At 43.1% G+C, this 18,211-nt stretch carries 24 protein-coding genes; 2 read left to right on the forward strand and 22 right to left on the reverse strand.

Annotated elements, in window-relative coordinates:
- The first annotated feature begins 48 nt into the window (after positions 1-48).
- On the forward strand, positions 49-1,377 hold the full coding sequence (locus KQI22_RS04735; protein WP_216550938.1) for a sensor domain-containing diguanylate cyclase: 1,329 nt from the start codon (positions 49-51) through the stop codon (positions 1,375-1,377).
- A gap of 52 nt (positions 1,378-1,429) precedes the next feature.
- Here KQI22_RS04735 and KQI22_RS04740 read toward each other — a convergent pair whose 3' ends face one another.
- From KQI22_RS04740 to KQI22_RS04785, 10 genes are all read right to left on the reverse strand, one after another.
- Positions 1,430-2,122 (reverse strand): LrgB family protein, encoded by a 693-nt coding sequence (locus KQI22_RS04740; RefSeq protein WP_216550939.1) that lies wholly within the window; start codon positions 2,120-2,122, stop codon positions 1,430-1,432.
- A complete protein-coding gene (locus tag KQI22_RS04745; protein WP_216550940.1) occupies positions 2,115-2,489 on the reverse strand; it encodes a CidA/LrgA family protein in 375 nt (124 codons plus the stop codon). Before KQI22_RS04745 ends, KQI22_RS04740 begins: the two co-directional genes overlap by 8 nt.
- A 27-nt stretch (positions 2,490-2,516) precedes the next feature.
- On the reverse strand, positions 2,517-3,884 hold the full coding sequence (locus tag KQI22_RS04750; protein ID WP_216550941.1) for an MATE family efflux transporter: 1,368 nt from the start codon (positions 3,882-3,884) through the stop codon (positions 2,517-2,519).
- Positions 3,885-3,977: 93 nt separating this feature from the next.
- Positions 3,978-4,376 (reverse strand): 30S ribosomal protein S9, encoded by a 399-nt coding sequence (rpsI, locus tag KQI22_RS04755; protein WP_216550942.1) that lies wholly within the window; start codon positions 4,374-4,376, stop codon positions 3,978-3,980.
- A gap of 28 nt (positions 4,377-4,404) precedes the next feature.
- Positions 4,405-4,833 (reverse strand): 50S ribosomal protein L13, encoded by a 429-nt coding sequence (rplM, locus tag KQI22_RS04760; RefSeq protein WP_022004211.1) that lies wholly within the window; start codon positions 4,831-4,833, stop codon positions 4,405-4,407.
- A gap of 203 nt (positions 4,834-5,036) precedes the next feature.
- Positions 5,037-5,981 carry an Rpn family recombination-promoting nuclease/putative transposase gene (locus KQI22_RS04765; protein ID WP_216550943.1) on the reverse strand — a complete coding sequence of 315 codons (945 nt, stop codon included), beginning with the start codon at positions 5,979-5,981 and terminating at the stop codon, positions 5,037-5,039.
- 189 nt (positions 5,982-6,170) lie between these two features.
- Entirely contained in the window at positions 6,171-6,947 is a 777-nt protein-coding gene (gene truA, locus KQI22_RS04770; RefSeq protein ID WP_216550944.1) for a tRNA pseudouridine(38-40) synthase TruA, read from the reverse strand.
- Positions 6,948-6,967: 20 nt separating this feature from the next.
- On the reverse strand, positions 6,968-7,783 hold the full coding sequence (locus KQI22_RS04775; protein WP_216550945.1) for an energy-coupling factor transporter transmembrane component T family protein: 816 nt from the start codon (positions 7,781-7,783) through the stop codon (positions 6,968-6,970).
- Between the two features lie 67 nt (positions 7,784-7,850).
- A complete protein-coding gene (locus tag KQI22_RS04780; protein WP_216550946.1) occupies positions 7,851-8,702 on the reverse strand; it encodes an energy-coupling factor transporter ATPase in 852 nt (283 codons plus the stop codon).
- A gap of 1 nt (position 8,703) precedes the next feature.
- A complete protein-coding gene (locus KQI22_RS04785) occupies positions 8,704-9,570 on the reverse strand; it encodes an energy-coupling factor transporter ATPase (protein ID WP_216550947.1) in 867 nt (288 codons plus the stop codon).
- 162 nt (positions 9,571-9,732) lie between these two features.
- Here KQI22_RS04785 and KQI22_RS13800 point away from each other — a divergent pair, with 162 nt between their 5' ends.
- Entirely contained in the window at positions 9,733-10,704 is a 972-nt protein-coding gene (locus KQI22_RS13800) for a M15 family metallopeptidase (RefSeq protein ID WP_253293511.1), read from the forward strand.
- Between the two features lie 48 nt (positions 10,705-10,752).
- On the opposite strand, the gene KQI22_RS04795 is transcribed toward KQI22_RS13800, so the two are convergent.
- The 12 genes from KQI22_RS04795 to rplO all read right to left on the reverse strand — a co-directional run bounded on the left by KQI22_RS04795 (position 10,753) and on the right by rplO (position 18,204).
- On the reverse strand, positions 10,753-11,289 hold the full coding sequence (locus KQI22_RS04795; protein ID WP_216550948.1) for a bL17 family ribosomal protein: 537 nt from the start codon (positions 11,287-11,289) through the stop codon (positions 10,753-10,755).
- 130 nt (positions 11,290-11,419) lie between these two features.
- Positions 11,420-12,379, reverse strand: coding sequence for a DNA-directed RNA polymerase subunit alpha (locus KQI22_RS04800; RefSeq protein ID WP_022003874.1), 960 nt, complete (start codon positions 12,377-12,379; stop codon positions 11,420-11,422).
- Between the two features lie 70 nt (positions 12,380-12,449).
- The gene (gene rpsD, locus KQI22_RS04805) at positions 12,450-13,043 is read right to left on the reverse strand and encodes a 30S ribosomal protein S4 (protein WP_216550949.1); all 594 of its coding nucleotides are present in this window, start codon (positions 13,041-13,043) and stop codon (positions 12,450-12,452) included.
- A gap of 96 nt (positions 13,044-13,139) precedes the next feature.
- The gene (gene rpsK / locus KQI22_RS04810) at positions 13,140-13,535 is read right to left on the reverse strand and encodes a 30S ribosomal protein S11 (RefSeq protein WP_022003876.1); all 396 of its coding nucleotides are present in this window, start codon (positions 13,533-13,535) and stop codon (positions 13,140-13,142) included.
- A gap of 42 nt (positions 13,536-13,577) precedes the next feature.
- On the reverse strand, positions 13,578-13,946 hold the full coding sequence (rpsM, locus tag KQI22_RS04815; RefSeq protein WP_022003877.1) for a 30S ribosomal protein S13: 369 nt from the start codon (positions 13,944-13,946) through the stop codon (positions 13,578-13,580).
- A gap of 258 nt (positions 13,947-14,204) precedes the next feature.
- A complete protein-coding gene (gene rpmJ / locus KQI22_RS04820; RefSeq protein ID WP_178922805.1) occupies positions 14,205-14,318 on the reverse strand; it encodes a 50S ribosomal protein L36 in 114 nt (37 codons plus the stop codon).
- A gap of 81 nt (positions 14,319-14,399) precedes the next feature.
- Positions 14,400-14,618 (reverse strand): translation initiation factor IF-1, encoded by a 219-nt coding sequence (gene infA / locus KQI22_RS04825; RefSeq protein WP_016293483.1) that lies wholly within the window; start codon positions 14,616-14,618, stop codon positions 14,400-14,402.
- 1 nt (position 14,619) lies between these two features.
- Positions 14,620-14,895, reverse strand: a complete 276-nt coding sequence (locus tag KQI22_RS04830; RefSeq protein ID WP_216550950.1) for a hypothetical protein — start codon at positions 14,893-14,895, stop codon at positions 14,620-14,622.
- Between the two features lie 43 nt (positions 14,896-14,938).
- Positions 14,939-15,694 (reverse strand): type I methionyl aminopeptidase, encoded by a 756-nt coding sequence (map, locus tag KQI22_RS04835; protein ID WP_216550951.1) that lies wholly within the window; start codon positions 15,692-15,694, stop codon positions 14,939-14,941.
- Between the two features lie 2 nt (positions 15,695-15,696).
- Positions 15,697-16,341 carry an adenylate kinase gene (locus tag KQI22_RS04840; protein WP_022003881.1) on the reverse strand — a complete coding sequence of 215 codons (645 nt, stop codon included), beginning with the start codon at positions 16,339-16,341 and terminating at the stop codon, positions 15,697-15,699.
- Between the two features lie 103 nt (positions 16,342-16,444).
- Entirely contained in the window at positions 16,445-17,764 is a 1,320-nt protein-coding gene (gene secY / locus KQI22_RS04845; protein WP_216550952.1) for a preprotein translocase subunit SecY, read from the reverse strand.
- Entirely contained in the window at positions 17,764-18,204 is a 441-nt protein-coding gene (rplO, locus tag KQI22_RS04850) for a 50S ribosomal protein L15 (RefSeq protein ID WP_022003883.1), read from the reverse strand. Before rplO ends, secY begins: the two co-directional genes overlap by 1 nt.
- Positions 18,205-18,211 lie beyond the last annotated feature (7 nt).

Genomic DNA, 18,211 nt, shown 5'->3' on the forward strand with positions numbered 1-18,211 from the left:
ATACTTGACACCAAGAGCATTTTATTTGCATAGGGAGGTGCGTGCACCATGGGGAAGATTTGGGAATTCTTTGATAATCTGAATGAATATGTATATGTTGCTGACATAGATACGCATGAGCTGATCTATATGAATCAGACTGCCTTAAAAACATTTGGTATTTCCTCCCTTGAGGAAATCAAAGGACAGAAATGCCATGCGCTGCTGCAGAACTGCTCTGCGCCCTGCACCATATGTAATAACGACGATCTGAAACCCGGTTCTTTCCTGAAATGGAGCTACTATCACACCGGATTGCAAAAGTTCTTTTATCTGTTTGACACAATGCTCGAAGAAGACGGCCACCGTTACCGCATGGAAATTGCCATTGATGTAAGCGAACCCAAGCAGGCCAGCGCAGACAGTCATTATCTGAATCTGGAAATGCTTGTAAATGAAGGACTTCGTGTTGCACTTCAGCAACCGACTCCCGATGATACACTGAACTTTTTACTGGAATATCTCGGCAAACTCTTAAAAGGTGACCGTGCTTATATTTTTGAACAGAATAAAAAGGGCGGCGACGACAATACTTATGAATGGGTTGCAGCAGGTGTCACACCCGAAAAAGATGACCTGCAGGATCTTCCACCTGAAGTATGCGCCGGCTGGTATCAGAAATTCAGTGAAAACAAACACATTATAATAGAAGATCTGGAAAAGATCAAAGATGATGATCCGACCTTATACCGGGTGCTTCACAAACAGAATATTTCTTCTCTGGTTGTTGTTCCGCTTTACGACAACGGAAAGGCATTTGCCTTTTACGGCATTGATAATCCGCCTCCTTCCTCTTTGGAATATACTTCCGGAATGCTCCATATTATGGGACATTTCATTGTGGCAGCACTCAAGAGACGAAATCTTGTCCGTCAGTTGCAGGATATGAGCATGCGTGATGAACTGACCGGACTTGGCAATCGTCATGCATTGCATCAGTTTACTGTAGATACCGATCACTATACAAGCGTTGGTGTTGTGTACTGTGATATTACCGGACTGAAAGCAGCCAATGATTCAAAGGGACATCTGTTTGGCGACAAGCTGATCTATAACGCCGGAATCTGCCTGCAGAAAGCATTTGAAGGCTATGGGCTGTTCCGTGTGGGCGGCGATGAGCTGCTTGTGATCTGCCCGGATATTTCACATGACCTGTTTGAAGAAAAGGTTGCACAGCTGCATCAACTGACCAAAGAGTATGAAGTAAATCTTGCGATCGGTTATTGCTGGGATGACCGGGATGCTTCCAATATCAACACCTGGATGGCAAAAGCCGAATCCGCCATGTATCAGGAAAAAAGTGCATACTATAAAGCAAAAGGGATCGAACACAGATAGTGTTCCATCCCTTTTTTCTTGCCTTTCTTTTCCATTTTATAATGCATGACATTTACAGGAAGCTCGCAAACAGCGAAGCCAGTACAACCGTCATAATGCCGGTTACTGCGATCGCCAGACTGCTCATGGCACCTTCTATTTCCCCGATCTCGATCGCCTTTGCCGTTCCGATGGCGTGTGAGCTTGCACCCAGCGCCAGCCCTTTGGAGATTGGCTCTGTGATGCGGAAGATCTTGCAGATCAGTTCTCCGAAAATATTTCCAAGCACACCAGTGATCACAATGACCGCTACCGTGATCGTCACATAACCGCCCAGTTCTTCCGATACACCCATTCCGATCGCCGTCGTAATGGATTTTGGCAGCATCGTCACATACATCTCATGAGAAAGATTCATCAGCTTACATAATATAAGTACTGTTCCAAGGCTCGTCAGTACACCTGCGGTGATCCCCAGAATGACTGCTCTGTGGTTTTTCTTTAAAAGCTCCCACTGCTCATACAAAGGAATTGCCAGGCAGACTGTTGCTGGTGTCAGGAACCAGCTTAAATAAGCAGCTCCCTGATTATATGTATCATATTCAATGCCTGTGCATGCCAGAAATACGATCGTCAATACGATCGAGATCAGCAACGGATTAAAGATCCCCAGCTTCAGCTTTTTCTTTAAAAACATACCAAGGGCATATGCCAGAAGGCTGATCGTTACACCTGCAAACAGGGAATTCTGATATAACTCATTCATTTGCCGCACCGCCTTCCTGCTTTTTTTCTTTCCGGATCACCCATTGTGAACAGATCCCTGTTGCTGCCATGACCGTTACGATCGTAATAACGGTAATGACGCTGACCGGCAGTACAAACGGTTTCAGCGTTCCCCAGGACTCCATCAGACCAACACCCGCCGGAATGAACATCACAGGCATGATCTCGATCAGGAACTTCCCCACGTCCTTTACCTGTTCCAGTTTGATCAGCCCCGTCAAAAGACCGACAAACAAAATGACCATTCCGTAAATACTTGCCGGAATCGGTAACGGCAATACATATTTTAAGAATTCTCCCACAAATGAAATACACAAGATGAGTAAAAATTGCTGCAGATATTTCATTTCTGCCTCCCTCGTATTCAGCTGCGCCTACTGCGTAACCAGATTTGTGACCCAGACGCCTTTTTTCACCAACACATATCCTACACAGACCTTGATGATATCTGCACACTGTACAAACAGATATACTGTTAAAACCGGTAATGCCGTAAACCGACATAATGTAAATGCCAGACTGACTGACACTACCCAGGTAAACACACTGTCAAATAAGAATGTGATGACTGTCTTTCCGCCGGACCGCAGCGTAAAGTATAATACATTCAAAAATCCTTGTAAAGGGAAAAATGCTGCTGTGATGATAATAAACCATCTGCCCAGGTTGCGGATCTCATCCGTCGTATTATAGGCACGTGGGAATACGTCGGATAAAACGATCAATATAGCGGTCAGACCGACACAAAGTGCTGCTGTAAACCACATGAGTTTGTTGGCATTTTTCTTTGCTTCCTCAAATTTGGAAGCACCGAGGAACTGCCCCATGATAATGCCGACCGCATTTCCCATGGCAATAAATACTACATTCAGCAGGTTACAGATCGCGTTGGAAATATTCAGCCCCGCGATCACCTCAAGTCCCTTCATGGAATAACACTGTGTCAGCACTGCCATACCACCTGCCCATAAAAACTCATTAAAGAAAATAGGCAGTCCTTTGATGATGACAGGCATCATTTCCTGCAGAGAAATACGAAGTGTCCGGTAAACATTCTTTAAGAAACTGTATTTTTCGATCTCTGCATGTGTCCATATGATGACAACAAACATTTCCGCAAACCTTGCCATAACGGTTGCGATCGCCGCGCCTCGTACTTCCAGCCGTGGGAAACCGAATTTGCCGTATATCAGGAAATAGTTAAATACGATATCCACTATAACGGAAACCAGTCCTGCCAGCATTGGTTTCATACTTTCTCCCATTTCACGCAGGCTGCCCGCATATACCTGTGTAATTGCAAACGGTACAAGACCGATCAGCATGATATGCAGATAAGACAGTGCACTTTCCAATGTCAGCCCTGCATCCAGATTTCCACCGGAACCTTTCAGGTAAAGACCGATCAGCCATTCTCCGCCAACCAAAAAGACGGCTATTCCGATCACTGTCAGCAGAGCTGTGATCCATACTTTCAGGCGGAAGATCTTCTGATACCCCTCTTTATTTCCCTGTCCGAAATACTGCGCACTGTAAATACCCGGTCCTGACAGTCCACCAAATACAGCAAGGAAAAATACAAAAAAGAGCTGTCCTGCGATGGAAACCGCGGTCATCTTTTCTGTGCCCAGACTTCCTACCATTAAATTATCTACCAGACTGACCGCATTTGTGATCCCGTTCTGGATCATCATGGGAACAGCCAGATAGAGTGCTTTTTTATAAATAGAATTTTGTTGCATGAGTTCCCTCCGTTCCAATTTCTTTTTATACATGAAAACGCCCAGGACAAATATCCTGGGCGTAAAACTGTCGTATAAAATCTGACAAACAGATTAACGTTTGCTGAACTGTGGTGCACGACGAGCTGCTTTGAGACCGTATTTCTTACGTTCTTTCATACGAGGATCACGTGTTAAGTATCCTGCTTTCTTCAGAACCGGTCTGTAATCAGCATCTACAGTCAGAAGTGCTCTTGCGATACCATGTCTGATGGCACCTGCCTGACCTGTATATCCGCCACCCTTTACGTTTACAAGGATGTCAAACTTATCAGCTGTATCAGTTGCTACTAAAGGCTGACGAACAATAACCTTTAATGTCTCTAATCCAAAATATTCATCGATTGATCTTTTATTAATTACGATATTTCCTTTTCCAGGTGTTAAATATACTCTGGCGATAGATTTTTTTCTTCTTCCAGTTCCGTGGAATTTTGTTGCTGCTTTAGCCATTTTAACTTTCTCCTTTCAGTTCCTCTAATTAGAATGTTAATACTTCAGGTTTCTGAGCTGCCTGCTCATGTTCCGGTCCTGCGTATACATGAAGCTTTGTGTACATCTGTCTTCCTAAAGGTCCCTTTGGAAGCATGCCCTTAACAGCAAGTTCAACAACCTTCTCTGGCTTCTTATCTAACATTTCTCTTAAAGTTGCTTCTTTCATACCACCTACATAATCTGAATGATGGTAGTATACTTTCTGATCTAACTTCTTACCTGTTACTTTAACCTTTGCAGCGTTCACAACGATTACATAATCACCTGTATCGATATGTGGTGTAAAGATTGGTTTGTTCTTTCCTCTTAATACTTTAGCTACTTCTGAAGCTAAACGTCCTAATGTCATGTCTGTAGCATCTACTACATACCATTTTCTATCGATTGTAGCTGGACTAGCCATAAATGTTTTCATCGTATTACCTCCAAACTGATATCTACTGTGTTTCTGCCTCTCTCCGGGGCTAATCGGAATCGAAAGGTATTTTACTCTGGCTTCCATTATCTGAATTGCCGGGGCAGGTCAATTCTTCACAGGTCGCCACTGTGAATTATTATATGATACGCATCCGGGTGTGTCAAGCCTTTTTTTGCTTTCATTTATCACATATCGCATAACTAATCTTCTATTGCAAGCCCCATCTGTTTACGAGCCTCTTTTTCAGTTATGTGCATACTTTCTGCATACAATCTTACAGCCTTCTTGAGGTCTTCATTCTTCTTCTCCAGAGTCTCTTTCTGAGCCTCGATTACCGCTTTACTTTCTTCAAGCGCAATCCTTGCTTCCTCCAGTCTCTTCTGGGTGCCACGTTCATGATTGTAGTAGTCCTGCCTTGCACGGCATTGTTGTTTTATTATTTCATCTTGATTGTAAACATATAATGCCTCAGTGGCTTCCTGTAATTCCTGATTTCTTTCTGCCATCTGTCTCAGCTCCTCCCACGTTTTCGCCTTGAAGATTTTTGTCCAATATACAAGTCCTGATTCCCTGTCTTCTTCTGTTGCCAGTTTTATTTGTGTTAAGTCTACCACATACAGGTTAAATTTTGTAGTATATACATTGTGATTTTTGATGTTCAGCATCTGATATTTGGCAAAAAATTCCGGGTATTCCGGGAAAAGTGTATAGTTTAAAAATCCGATATGATATACCGGCTTGACATTCATGTATTCATCTCCCTTTGCCACATTGTCATAGCTTCTAGCAAGATAAGACAAAGACCTTTCCGGCCAGTCTTTCAGATCAAGCACCTGCATTTCCAGATTGATGATCGTATTGTTATTGAGAAGTACATTGATATCCAAGATAAATGTTTTGTCATCAATCGCTTCCCCAAATTTGATCGGATTTTGCACAACAATGTCCTGTACCTCTTCTGTTTCCAGCTTTAAACAGGCACATACAATGGATCGCAACACATTTTTATGCTTCTGCAAGATCACCCGAAACATGTAATCATTTAAAAATGTATACGGAATTACACCCGTTGCTTTTTTCAGTGCCTCCGCCGCCTCTGACAATTTCACAGTTTCCAAAGTATTTACTTTTTCTTTTTGCGACATATAAAGTCCTCCCTATGTAATTTAATTGATAAGATAATAATGGAAAATCCGGGCGAAAAGCCCTTTGAAGATAAGCCGAAGCTCTAAGATTGCTGCCTGAACAGCAGCCTTTATATAGTTGAATATGGTTATCATAACAGAGGACAGCCATGGCGTCAACGATAACTGTGATATACTTCCACAGGCTATCTATGATACGTCCTGGCTGTCCAGAATTTCATATTGCATCAGCATAAGGCCCTGCGCAGGCGCTGTCGGTCCTGCCAGTTCCCGGTTTCCGGTCTCAAGTGCCTGCTCCATACGTTCTATGCCCATTTGCCCGCGTCCGATCGCAACAAGCGTTCCCACAATGATGCGGACCATATTATATAAGAAGCCGTTTCCTGTCACACGGATGCGGATCAGCTCACAGTCCTGCTTATCCCATGGATGTTCTGTCAGGATCTGTATGTTTGTGATCGTCCGGATCGTATTGGTCACTTCCGGCTTGTAAGTGGAAAGCCCAGCAAAATCATGCGTACCGACCAACATTTCCGCTGCCTGTTCCATCTTTTCAAGATCCAACGGCACATAAACAAAATAGCTGTATTTTTCCAGGATCGGATTTGCAAATTTTGCATGATAAATACAGTACTCATATGTTTTCCTTGTTTCTACCTTACGCGGATGAAAATCCTCTGCCACTTCTTCGGACTTCTGAATGCGGATATCCTGTGGCAGTCTCTGGTTCAGCGCATATGAGATCTTCTCTGCAGGTATTCTGGCATTTGTGGAAAACACAGCGAGATTGCAGAGTGCATGCACCCCCGCGTCTGTTCTGCTGGCACCAATGACCGTGATCTCCTCTCCCAGAAGCTCACGCAGATGCTTATTCAGTTGTCCTTCTATCGTATCCGCATTTGGCTGCACCTGCCAGCCACTGTATGCACTGCCATCATATGCAACCGTCAGCATGACCCGTTTCATACGCCTGATCACTCCCTGTCTTACAGCATTCCGATCGATATCGTCTTGCCAAGTGCGATGATACCTGCCAGATAGACGAGCAGGATCACATAAGAAATGCTGTCACGCTTGTGATATTGCAGCGGTTTCATCTTTGTCCTGTTGTCGCCGCCCTGATAACATCTTGCTTCCATTGCCATTGCCAGATCATTGGCACGTCTGAAGGCTGATACAAAAAGCGGAACGAGAAGTGGGATCATTGCTTTGATCTTCTTGATCAGATTGCCGCTTTCGAAATCAGCACCTCTTGCCATCTGCGCTTTCATGATCTTATCTGTTTCTTCCAACAAAATCGGAATAAAACGAAGTGCAATGGACATCATCATGGATATTTCATGCACCGGTACTTTGATCTTTGTCAATGGATGCATGAGTTTTTCCATCGCATCCGTCAACTGATTCGGTGTTGTTGTCAGTGTCATAAGAGATGAACCTATGATCAGAAGCACCAGACGGATCGCAATAAACACTGCATTGATCACGCCTTCTTTTGTGATCGTAAAGATCCATACCTTTGCCAGCGGTTCACCGCTTGTCAGGAAAATATTAAACGCCGCTGTGATGAACAGCAGGATCATAATCGCCTTCAATCCACGCACCATATAGGAAAACGGTACTTTGGATAAAGAAATGACCGCTGCCAGAAATATAACTGCCAGCACATATGGTGCTGCCTTTTTAAATAAGAATAAAGATACAATATAAAGAATTGTTCCAACCAGTTTTACGCGTGGGTCCAGTCTGTGGATGACAGAGTCAGCCTGATAGTACTGTCCCAATGTAATTTCTCGAATCATAATTTCTCCTGTTTATCTGATCTGCCTCGTCTTATGTATCTGTCATACATAAGCTCCGATTCCCAATTCAGTCTGCTCGATGCAGGACGCGCAGGATTTCCTCCTTCGCTTCCTCTATTGTCGTAGCATCTGTAGATACGGCAAATCCGTTTTGTTTTAACTGCTGCATAATGTAAGTTACTGCCGGTGCTGCCAGACCGACTGCTTCCAGCTCCTTGTAATGTGCAAATACATCCTTTGGCACACCATCCAGCATGACACTGCCCTTGTTCATGACAATGATCCTGTCCACATAATTGGCAACATCTTCCATGCTGTGGGATACCAGAATGATCGTCATGCCTGTTTCCTGCAGCCCCTTGATCAGCTCTAAGATCTCGTCCCGTCCTTTGGGATCCAGTCCCGCCGTCGGCTCATCCAGGATCAGCACATCAGGCTCCATCGCAAGCACACCTGCGATCGCCACACGACGTTTCTGTCCGCCTGACAGATCAAACGGCGACTGGTAAAAATACTCATCCGGAAGCCCTACCATTTTGAGTGCCTTATACGCTCTCAGCTCTGTTTCTTTCCGGTCAAGCCCCAGATTCTTCGGCCCGAAACAAACATCCTTAAATACATCTGTTTCAAAAAGCTGGTGCTCCGGATACTGGAATACCAGTCCCACCTTGCTGCGCAGCTTTTTCCGGTCATAATCCTTATCGTAAATATCCTCTCCGTTAAAATAGACCGTTCCGCTTGTTGCTTCGATCAGTCCGTTCAAATGCTGTACCAGCGTCGATTTACCGGAACCGGTATGTCCGATCAATCCGATAAATTGTCCGTCCGGTATGACAAGATTGACATCTTTGAGGGCTGCCACTTCCATGTTGGTGCCCTGTTCATATATACAATTCAAATGATCTACAATGATCGGCATATTATTGTACCTTCTTTAATTCTCGAATCAGTTCATCAGTTTCCAATATTCCGTCCGGCAAAGGAACACCTGCCTTTTTCAGTTCATACGAAAGGAGTGTTACCTGCGGTACAGAAAGACGCAGCTGCTTCAGCTTCTCTACCTGTGAGAAGATCTCCTTAGGAGTTCCCTGCATCTTCACGCTTCCTTTGTCCATGACATAGACATGGTCTGCATGGATGACCTCCTCCATATAATGTGTGATCAGGATTACCGTGATTCCTTCCACATCATTTAAAGCCCGCACTGCGCGGATCACTTCTTTTCTGCCGTTCGGATCAAGCATCGCCGTCGGCTCGTCTAAAATGATACATTTCGGATGCATCGCAAGCACGCCCGCGATGGAAACACGCTGCTTCTGTCCTCCTGACAGACGGTTTGGTGATTTCTTGCGGAATTCATACATACCGACTGCTTTCAGGCTTTCCTCTACACGTGCCCAGATCTCTTCTGTCGGAACACCGAGGTTTTCCGGTCCAAAGCCGACATCTTCTTCCACGATCTGCCCGATGATCTGGTTGTCCGGGTTCTGGAATACCATTCCCGCTTCCTTACGGATCTCGATCAGACTGTCCTCATCCTTGGTATCCTTGCCATCTACCCAGACCGTTCCTTCCGTCGGATATAAGATAGCGTTCAGATGCTTTGCCAGCGTTGATTTGCCGGAACCGTTATGCCCGAGGATCGCCACGAAATCTCCCTGTTTGATGGAAATATCCACATGATCGACTGCGGTTGTGATCCCTTCCACATTACCGTCCTCGTCACGTCTGATATATTCAAATACTAAATCATCTGTTTTTACGATATTATTCTTTTCTTTTCCCATAGATAATCTTTCCACGTACAGCCCATTATCTCGTCCTTTTCCGGTGCTGTCGTTTTTTACTCGCGTTTTATTGTACATGGTTTGTCCGATAAATACAAGCTATTTCCTTTTTTTCTGCGCTTTGCTATACTTTTGCTATACGCTTGAAACAGGAGGCATGTCATGCATAAAAAACATTCTTTTTTGCCGTTGATTCATATTTTGCTTCTGCTGCTCATACTTATATGTATCATACTGATGCTGTACGGATACACAAAACAGCCAGCCCCCTCTACGCCGCCACAACCGGAGCAGACCGATCTTGCTGATCCATCTGTCGATTTGGCAGAACCAGAACAGATACAGTCTGACAATACAACTGATCCACAAAAGACGCAGCATACAACTACCGGAGTACAGGCATCAGATCTGTCAGAGGACGCTGCTCAGGAGAAAGCTGCCACTGCGCAGACACCTGACACAGAACCGGAAAATGCAGAAATAACAGACCAGGAGGCTACCGATATGACACAGACCTCAAACGGAACAGGCATGGATCGCATCACATATCGCGACGGATTTTATCAGGAGACACTCTCCGATACTTTAATAGAACGTATTACAGGAAGCTCCTATCACGAAAATGATGACATCTCTATAGATCAGCTACGTTTTCTACATGTACTGTATTATGATTTCAATAATGAGATAAAAGAGGGAGAACTGATCTGCAATAAACTGATCGCAGATGATCTGCTGGAAATCTTCAGCACGTTATATGACAATGCCTATCAGATTGATAAGATGCAGCTGATTGATGTGTATGATGCAGACGATGATCTTTCCTGCGCGGATGATAATACCGCCTGCTTTAACTACCGTGTGATTGCAGGAAGCAAAACATTATCAAAGCATGCCCTTGGCATGGCGATCGATATCAATCCGTTCTACAACCCTTATGTGACTTATCCGGATGGAAAAGAACGGATCTCTCCTGCAGGCAGTGAGATCTATGCTGACCGCAGCACTGATGATCCGCATATGATCCAGAAAGGAGATCTCTGCTACCAGCTGTTTATCGACCACGGCTTTACCTGGGGCGGTGAGTGGAAATCACTCAAAGATTACCAGCATTTCCAGAAAGCCATCAATTAATGTAAAAAAGGGACATCCGACCGGATGTCCCTTTTATTTGCTCTGAAATTATACTAACTCAAGTAATACTTCCATTGCGCCATCGCCTTTACGCTGACCAATCTTTACGATACGAGTGTAACCACCCTTGCGGTCTGCATATTTAGGAGCGATTTCGTCGAACAGCTTAGCTGCCATATCGATTTCTTTTGTTCCTTTTTTCTTACCAGCGTTTGCTGTAGGAACTTCCTTTACAGGATAAAGAACCTGAAGCATCTGACGTCTTGCATGAAGTCTGGAAGGCATATCTTTCTTGATTTCCTTTTCTACTTCATCGTAAACTGTAACTTTCTTTCCGTCTACAACTTCTTTTACTCTCTTGCCATCTTTGTCCTTACGGGCAACCTTAGCTGTAACCTTAACTGTTTCGTAGTTATCTTTTTCTTTTACTGCTAAAGTGATAAGCTTTTCAGCGATCTTCTTTACTTCTTTCGCCTTAGCTTCTGTTGTAACGATCTTTCCGTTGTATAACAGATTTGTTACCTGATTTCTAAGTAATGCTTTTCTCTGGTCAGATGTTCTGCCAAGTTTTCTGTACTTTGCCATGTTTACGTCCTCCATTCATGGTGAATCCGGCATTGCTCTTCGGGCTTACATACCGAACCGTTAATTTGTTCCATGTCAGACAGGCATGCAAATGCTCATCGGGCTTACTTCGCATGTCGCTCTGCATTTATTATTCCTCAGCGTTATTCAGCTCTAAACCGAGCTCTTTCAGCTTCGCTAAAACTTCCTCTAATGACTTACGTCCGAGGTTACGAACCTTCATCATATCATCGGAAGTTTTATTTGTTAATTCTTCAACCGTATTGATACCGGCTCTCTTTAAGCAGTTGTATGAACGAACGGATAATTCCAGTTCATCAATGCTCATTTCCAGAACTTTTTCTTTCTCGTCGTCTTCTTTTTCTACCATAACTTCTGCAGTCTTGGCATTCTCAGACAGATCGATGAAAAGTCCTAAATGCTCACTAAGTACCTTAGCTGCAAGGCTTACCGCCTCATCCGGAGCCAACGTGCCATTCGTATAAACATCTAATGTCAGTTTATCATAGTCTGTTACCTGTCCGACACGGGTATTTTCTACAGTCATATTGACTCTTTCTACAGGTGTGTAGATAGAATCTACTGCGATAACTCCGATTGGCAGATCTTCTGATTTGTTCTTTTCAGCACTTACATATCCTCTGCCCTTTGTAATGGTCAGTTCCATGTATAATTTGCTTTCTTTGCCACCACTCAGTGTAGCAATGACCTGATCGGAATTAACGATTACGATATCCTGGTCACACTGAATATCAGATGCTCTGACAACGCCTTCGCCTTCAAACTCGATATAAGCTGTTTTCGGCTCGTTTGTGGAACTCATGTTCTTGATAGCAAGACTCTTTAAGTTCATGATGATTTCTGTTACATCTTCCTTAACACCAGGAATTGAACTGAATTCGTGCAGAACGCCTTCGATCTTAACGCGGCTGACAGCAGCGCCAGGTAATGAAGACAGCATGATTCTTCTTAATGAGTTGCCAAGTGTGATTCCATAACCACGCTCTAATGGCTCAACTACGAATCTGCCATATTTTCCGTCATCTGAGATTTCAGCAACCTCGATATTAGGTCTCTCAAAATCAAACACTGTAAATACCCTCCTTACAATATAATTGTAATATAGCGATCCAGTACAGGAACGCTTCCATGCCTACGAATTATTTAGAATATAATTCGACGATAAGCATTTCGTCAACAGGTACATCAATCATTTCTCTTGTAGGAAGTGATTTAACAGTTCCTTTTAATCCTTCGATATCCTGATCTAACCATTCCGGAACTAATCTTCCTTCTGTTACTTCTACGATATCTTTGTATCTCTGTAAGCTCTTGGATTTCTCTCTGATTTCGATCACATCACCAGCTTTTACAAGGTAAGATGGGATATTTACACACTTACCGTTTACCAGTACATGCTTGTGATCAACAACCTGTCTAGCTTCTCTTCTTGTTCTTGCAAAGCCAAGACGGAAAACAATGTTGTCTAATCTTCTTTCCAGAAGAATCATTAAGTTTTCACCAGTCTGACCTTTCATAAGATCAGCTTTTGTATAGTAATTTCTGAAAGGTTTCTCTAATACGCCGTAGATGAATTTAGCTTTCTGTTTCTCACGAAGCTGCATTCCATACTCACTGACCTTTCTGTTTGCTCTTACAAGCTGACGATTTGACTTCTTGTCATATCCAAGATAGCTTGGCTCAAGACCAAGGGATCTACATCTTTTTAAAACAGGGACTCTGTTTACTGCCATTTATTTTTCCTCCTGATATTGTTTACAGTACATAACTGTACTTTCTTCCAACATATTTAACTTTATTCGTTAACAAATCCAAATCTAGTCTTAGTACTACACACGACGACGCTTTGGTGGACGGCAACCATTATGAGGTACCGGTGTTACGTCACGGATGCTGGTGACTTCAAGTCCACAAGCCTGTAATGCACGGATAGCTGCTTCACGTCCTGAACCAGGACCTTTTACCATAACATCAACAGTCTTTAAACCATGTACTAATGCTGCCTTTGTAGCAGTTTCTGCTGCCATCTGAGCTGCATAAGGAGTAGATTTCTTTGAACCTCTAAATCCCAGACCACCGGCACTTGCCCAGCTAAGAGCATTTCCTTCGTTATCTGTCAGTGTAACAATTGTATTGTTAAAAGACGCCTGGATATGTGCCTGTCCGTGTTCAACGTTTTTCTTTACACGCTTCTTTGTTACTTTTTTTGCAACCTGTTTAGCCATAATTAAACTAACCTACTTTCTCTCAAACTAAATCCTTATGGATTATTTCTTCTTATTTGCTACTGTTCTCTTTGGACCCTTACGTGTTCTTGCGTTAGTCTTTGTCTTCTGACCACGAACCGGAAGTCCTTTTCTGTGACGGATACCACGATAGCATCCGATTTCCTGTAATCTCTTGATGTTAAGAGCAACTTCTCTTCTTAAATCACCTTCTACTACCTGTGTAGCGTCGATTACTTCACTGATTCTCTTTACTTCGTCGTCTGTTAAATCTCTACAACGAGTATCTGGATTAACTTTTGCTTCTGCTAAAATACGATCTGCACTTGTTCTACCGATTCCGTAGATATAAGTTAAACCGATTTCAACACGTTTGTCTCTAGGTAAGTCAACACCTGCAATACGAGCCATTTTCAATTCCTCCGTTTTCCGGGTACTTTTTGTACCTAAACTTAATGTTACTAATTGACTGGGGCATAAACACAAAAATGCCCAACCGGAATACTCCGGTCTTTCCGATACTAAGCTTCTGAATTCTCGGTATCAATAAGTAATTCTCCGTAGGCTCACTACGTAAAATTATCTTAATCAGCCTATCTTTTGACGGAAAGATAAGCTGTCAGCCGCTAAATCTTGATACTGGATAATCCTGGTCTGTTTATTATTGGATTAGCCCTGTACCTGTTTGTGTTTTGGGTTTTCACAGATTACTCTGATTTTTCCCTTTCTTTTGATGACTTTGCACTTTTCGCAAATTGGTTTTACTGATGATCTAACTTTCACGTTAAACCCTCCTTTCAAAAAAGACCGTTTTACATTATAGCATGGCAAATTTGCATTTGCAATACTTTCATAAAATAATTTTTATTTATCTCTCCAGATGATTCTTCCCTTTGAAAGGTCATACGGGGATAACTCCAGTGTTACTTTATCGCCCGGTAAGATACGGATGAAATTCTGACGCAGCTTACCGCTGATATGTGCAAGCACCTTGTGTCCATTTTCCAGTTCAACCTGAAACATGGTGTTTGGCAGCTTTTCCACTACTGTTCCTTCGATTTCAATGACATCTGCTTTTGACATTTTACTCCTCCACTTGACCACTCTTTATCAGTTTAATTGTTCTCTTGATCTCCTCATCTCTGACAGGCTCTTTTGCTTCCAGCTTCTGTCTGAGCTCTTTCAGTGCTTCATTTTCCTTTTTCCAGATCTGGATATGCTTTTTGTTTTTCTTTTTCGGCTTTGCGACCGGTCTGTATTTTCCATCCGTAAGCCATACATATTCGTCTGTTTCTTCTATTATGATATATAAGGTATCTTTATCGTGTCCGGCTTTCGCCGCAGCTAACATTCCTACCATATGATCCGTTCCTTTTTTCATTGTATTGTGACCGGAATATTTATCATAACAGTGTCAGGATCTCAGGCTCACCGTCCGGTGTGATGGCGATGGTGTTTTCATAATGAGCGGAATAGGTTCCGTCCTCTGTTACAACTGTCCAGTCGTCATCCAGCCATTCCACATCGCTTCTTCCGATATTGATCATCGGTTCGATCGCAAGTGTCATACCTGCACAAAGCTTAATGCCTTTTTTCTTCTGTCTGAAGTTCGGGATCTGTGGATCCTCATGTAAATGAGTTCCGATTCCGTGTCCGACCAGATCTGTTACGATACCATAGCCGAACTGGCTGATATAGTCATCGATCCGATTGGAAATATCATACAGATGATTTCCGGCAACTGCCATTTTTATTCCCTCAAAAAAGCTCTGTTTTGTTCTGTCGATCAAAAGCTGTGCTTCCTCACTGACCTTTCCGACCGGATAGGTTCTGGCTGCATCGGAATGATATCCCTTGTAGATCAGACCTGCATCCAGGCTGACGATATCGCCTTCCTGCAGGATCCTGCTTGCCTTCGGGATTCCATGTACAACCTCGTCATTTACGGAAACACAGATAGAAGCCGGATATCCGTTATAATGTAAGAAATTCGGCACACAATCATAACCTCTGATCAGCTTTTCTCCAAGCTGATCGATCTCGAGAGTAGAAATACCCGGTTTCACAAACTCTCCAAGCTTTGCGTGAACCTCTGCCAGGATCTTTCCTGAGTCACGCATTAAACCAAGTTCTCTTGCGGATTTTACTGTAACTGCCATTTTTATTCTCCTAAAATTGCAACGATAGCTTTGAATACATCCTGCATATCGACTGTTCCGTCAACTGTTTTCAGCACACCCTTCTTTGTATAGAAGTCGATCAGTGGCTGTGTCTGTTTGTGATAAACATCCAGACGGTTCTTAACTGTCTCCGGCTTGTCGTCATCACGAAGGATCAGCTCGCTGCCACATCTATCACATATTCCTTCTTTCTTTGGTGGAACATGTACAACATGATAGGTAGCTCCACAGGAAACACATGCACGTCTGCCTGACATTCTCTTTACAATGTTTTCGTCCGGTACATCTACATCGATCGCATAATCGATAGATTCACCCAGCTCAGCAAGTGCCTTATCCAGTACTTCTGCCTGTGGGATCGTTCTTGGGAAACCATCCAGTACATAACCGTTCTTGCAATCCGGCTGTGAAACTCTGTCAAGCAGGATCTTTACTGTCAGTTCATCCGGAACTAAAAGTCCCTGATCCATATACTTCTTAGCTTCCATACCAAGCTCTGTACCGTTTTTGATGTTTGCTCTGAAAATATCGCCTGTTGATACGTGCGGAACACCGTATTTATCAGCGATCATTTTAGCCTGTGTTCCTTTTCCTGCGCCCGGAGCGCCTAACATAATGATTTTCATTTTTCTCCTCCACTTGTCTTTAAGCACTATGACGAAAAACGACTCATGGGACAAGCGAATACTCACCTGTCCCAGAATACATTTGTCGTTTCGACTATTTCATTTAAGCATTTAAAAAGCCTTTATAATTACGAACCAGCATTAAGGACTCGATCTGTTTGATTGTCTCTAAGATTACGCTGACAATAATGATGAGACTTGTTCCGCCGAAGGAAACATTTGCACCAAATACTCCGTTGAAGAAGAACGGAATGACAGCGATAATGATAAGGCCAACAGCCCCGATAAAAATAATATAGTTCAAAATACCTGTCAAGTAATCTGTCGTTGGCTTACCAGGTCTGATACCCGGGATAAAGCCACCCTGCTTTTTAATGTTATTGGATACTTCTAACGGATTAAATGTGATCGATGTGTAGAAGTATGCGAAGAATACAACTAATACAACGTAGATCGCCAATCCGATGTTATAAATCGGAAGAGAAGGATTACACCAGTTACCCTGATTTAATACCTTTAATACCTCTCCCCAGAAGCCTGTTCCCTGATAACCTGCCAGCTGACAGATCACGATCGGGAACTGCATCAGTGATGATGCAAAGATGATCGGAATAACACCTGCTGTGTTAATCTTCAGTGGAATGCTTGTTGTCTGTCCGCCATATGTTTTATGACCCTGAATCTTCTTTGCATACTGAACCGGGATTTTTCTGACGCCATCATTTAAGATGATAACAAGGACAACCATTCCTACGATAATTGCCATGATCACAACTGCTGAGATCACAGACAATGTAATAGTAGATGCACTCTTTACGAACTGCTCATATAATGTAGCAAGATCGGATGGCATACGGGATACGATGTTGATCGTCAGTACGATTGAAATACCGTTACCAACGCCGTGCTCTGTGATCTGCTCGCCGATCCACATGATAAATGCACTACCTGCTGTCAGCGCTACGATGACTACGATGTAATCGAGTACAACGGAATCCTTCTGCAGAAGACCACTGTTACCGAATCCGATCGCCATAGCTGCTGCTTCGATCAAAGAAAGACCAACTGTCACATAACGTGTGATCGTTGCGATTTTCTTTCTTCCATCTTCTCCATCCTTCTGCATTTCTTCCAACTTCGGAATTGCGATCGTCAGAAGCTGCATGATAATGGAACTAGTGATATATGGTGTGATATTCAACGCAAATACTGACATGTTCATGAAAGAACCACCGGTAAATGCATCGAAAAAATTAAATGCTCCATTTGACTGAGCTGCAAACCAGTCAGCAAAATAAGTACGATTGACACCCGGAACAGGCAGCTGTGATCCAAAACGGATCACAACTAACATTGCCAGTGTAAACAACAGTCTGTTACGAATATCTTTGATCTTAAAAGCATTCTTTAAAGTTGTTAACATTAGATCACCTCTACTGTTCCACCAACTGCCTCAATTTTTTCTTTAGCAGATGCGCTTACTGCATCAACTTTAACATTGAGCTTCTTGGTTATTTCTCCATTTCCGAGGATTTTAACTCCATCACGTGGGTTCTTAACGATACCAGCTTCCATTAAAGCTGCTACATCAACAGTAGCTCCATCTTCGAATTTATCTAATGCTGAAATATTAATACTAACGATGTCTTTCGAATTGCGGTTCTTGAAGCCTCTCTTAGGAAGTCTTCTGTATAATGGCATCTGTCCACCTTCGAAACCAATTCTTGGTGCTCCGGAACGAGCCTTCTGTCCTTTGTGACCCTTACCAGCTGTCTTACCATTTCCTGAACCGTGTCCACGACCTCTTCTAAAATTATCACTGTGTTTAGAACCTGCTGCAGGCTGTAAATTTGATAATTCCATTATGACA

It is taken from the genome of Kineothrix sp. MSJ-39, assembly GCF_018917935.1.
Lineage (GTDB): Bacteria > Bacillota > Clostridia > Lachnospirales > Lachnospiraceae > CAG-194.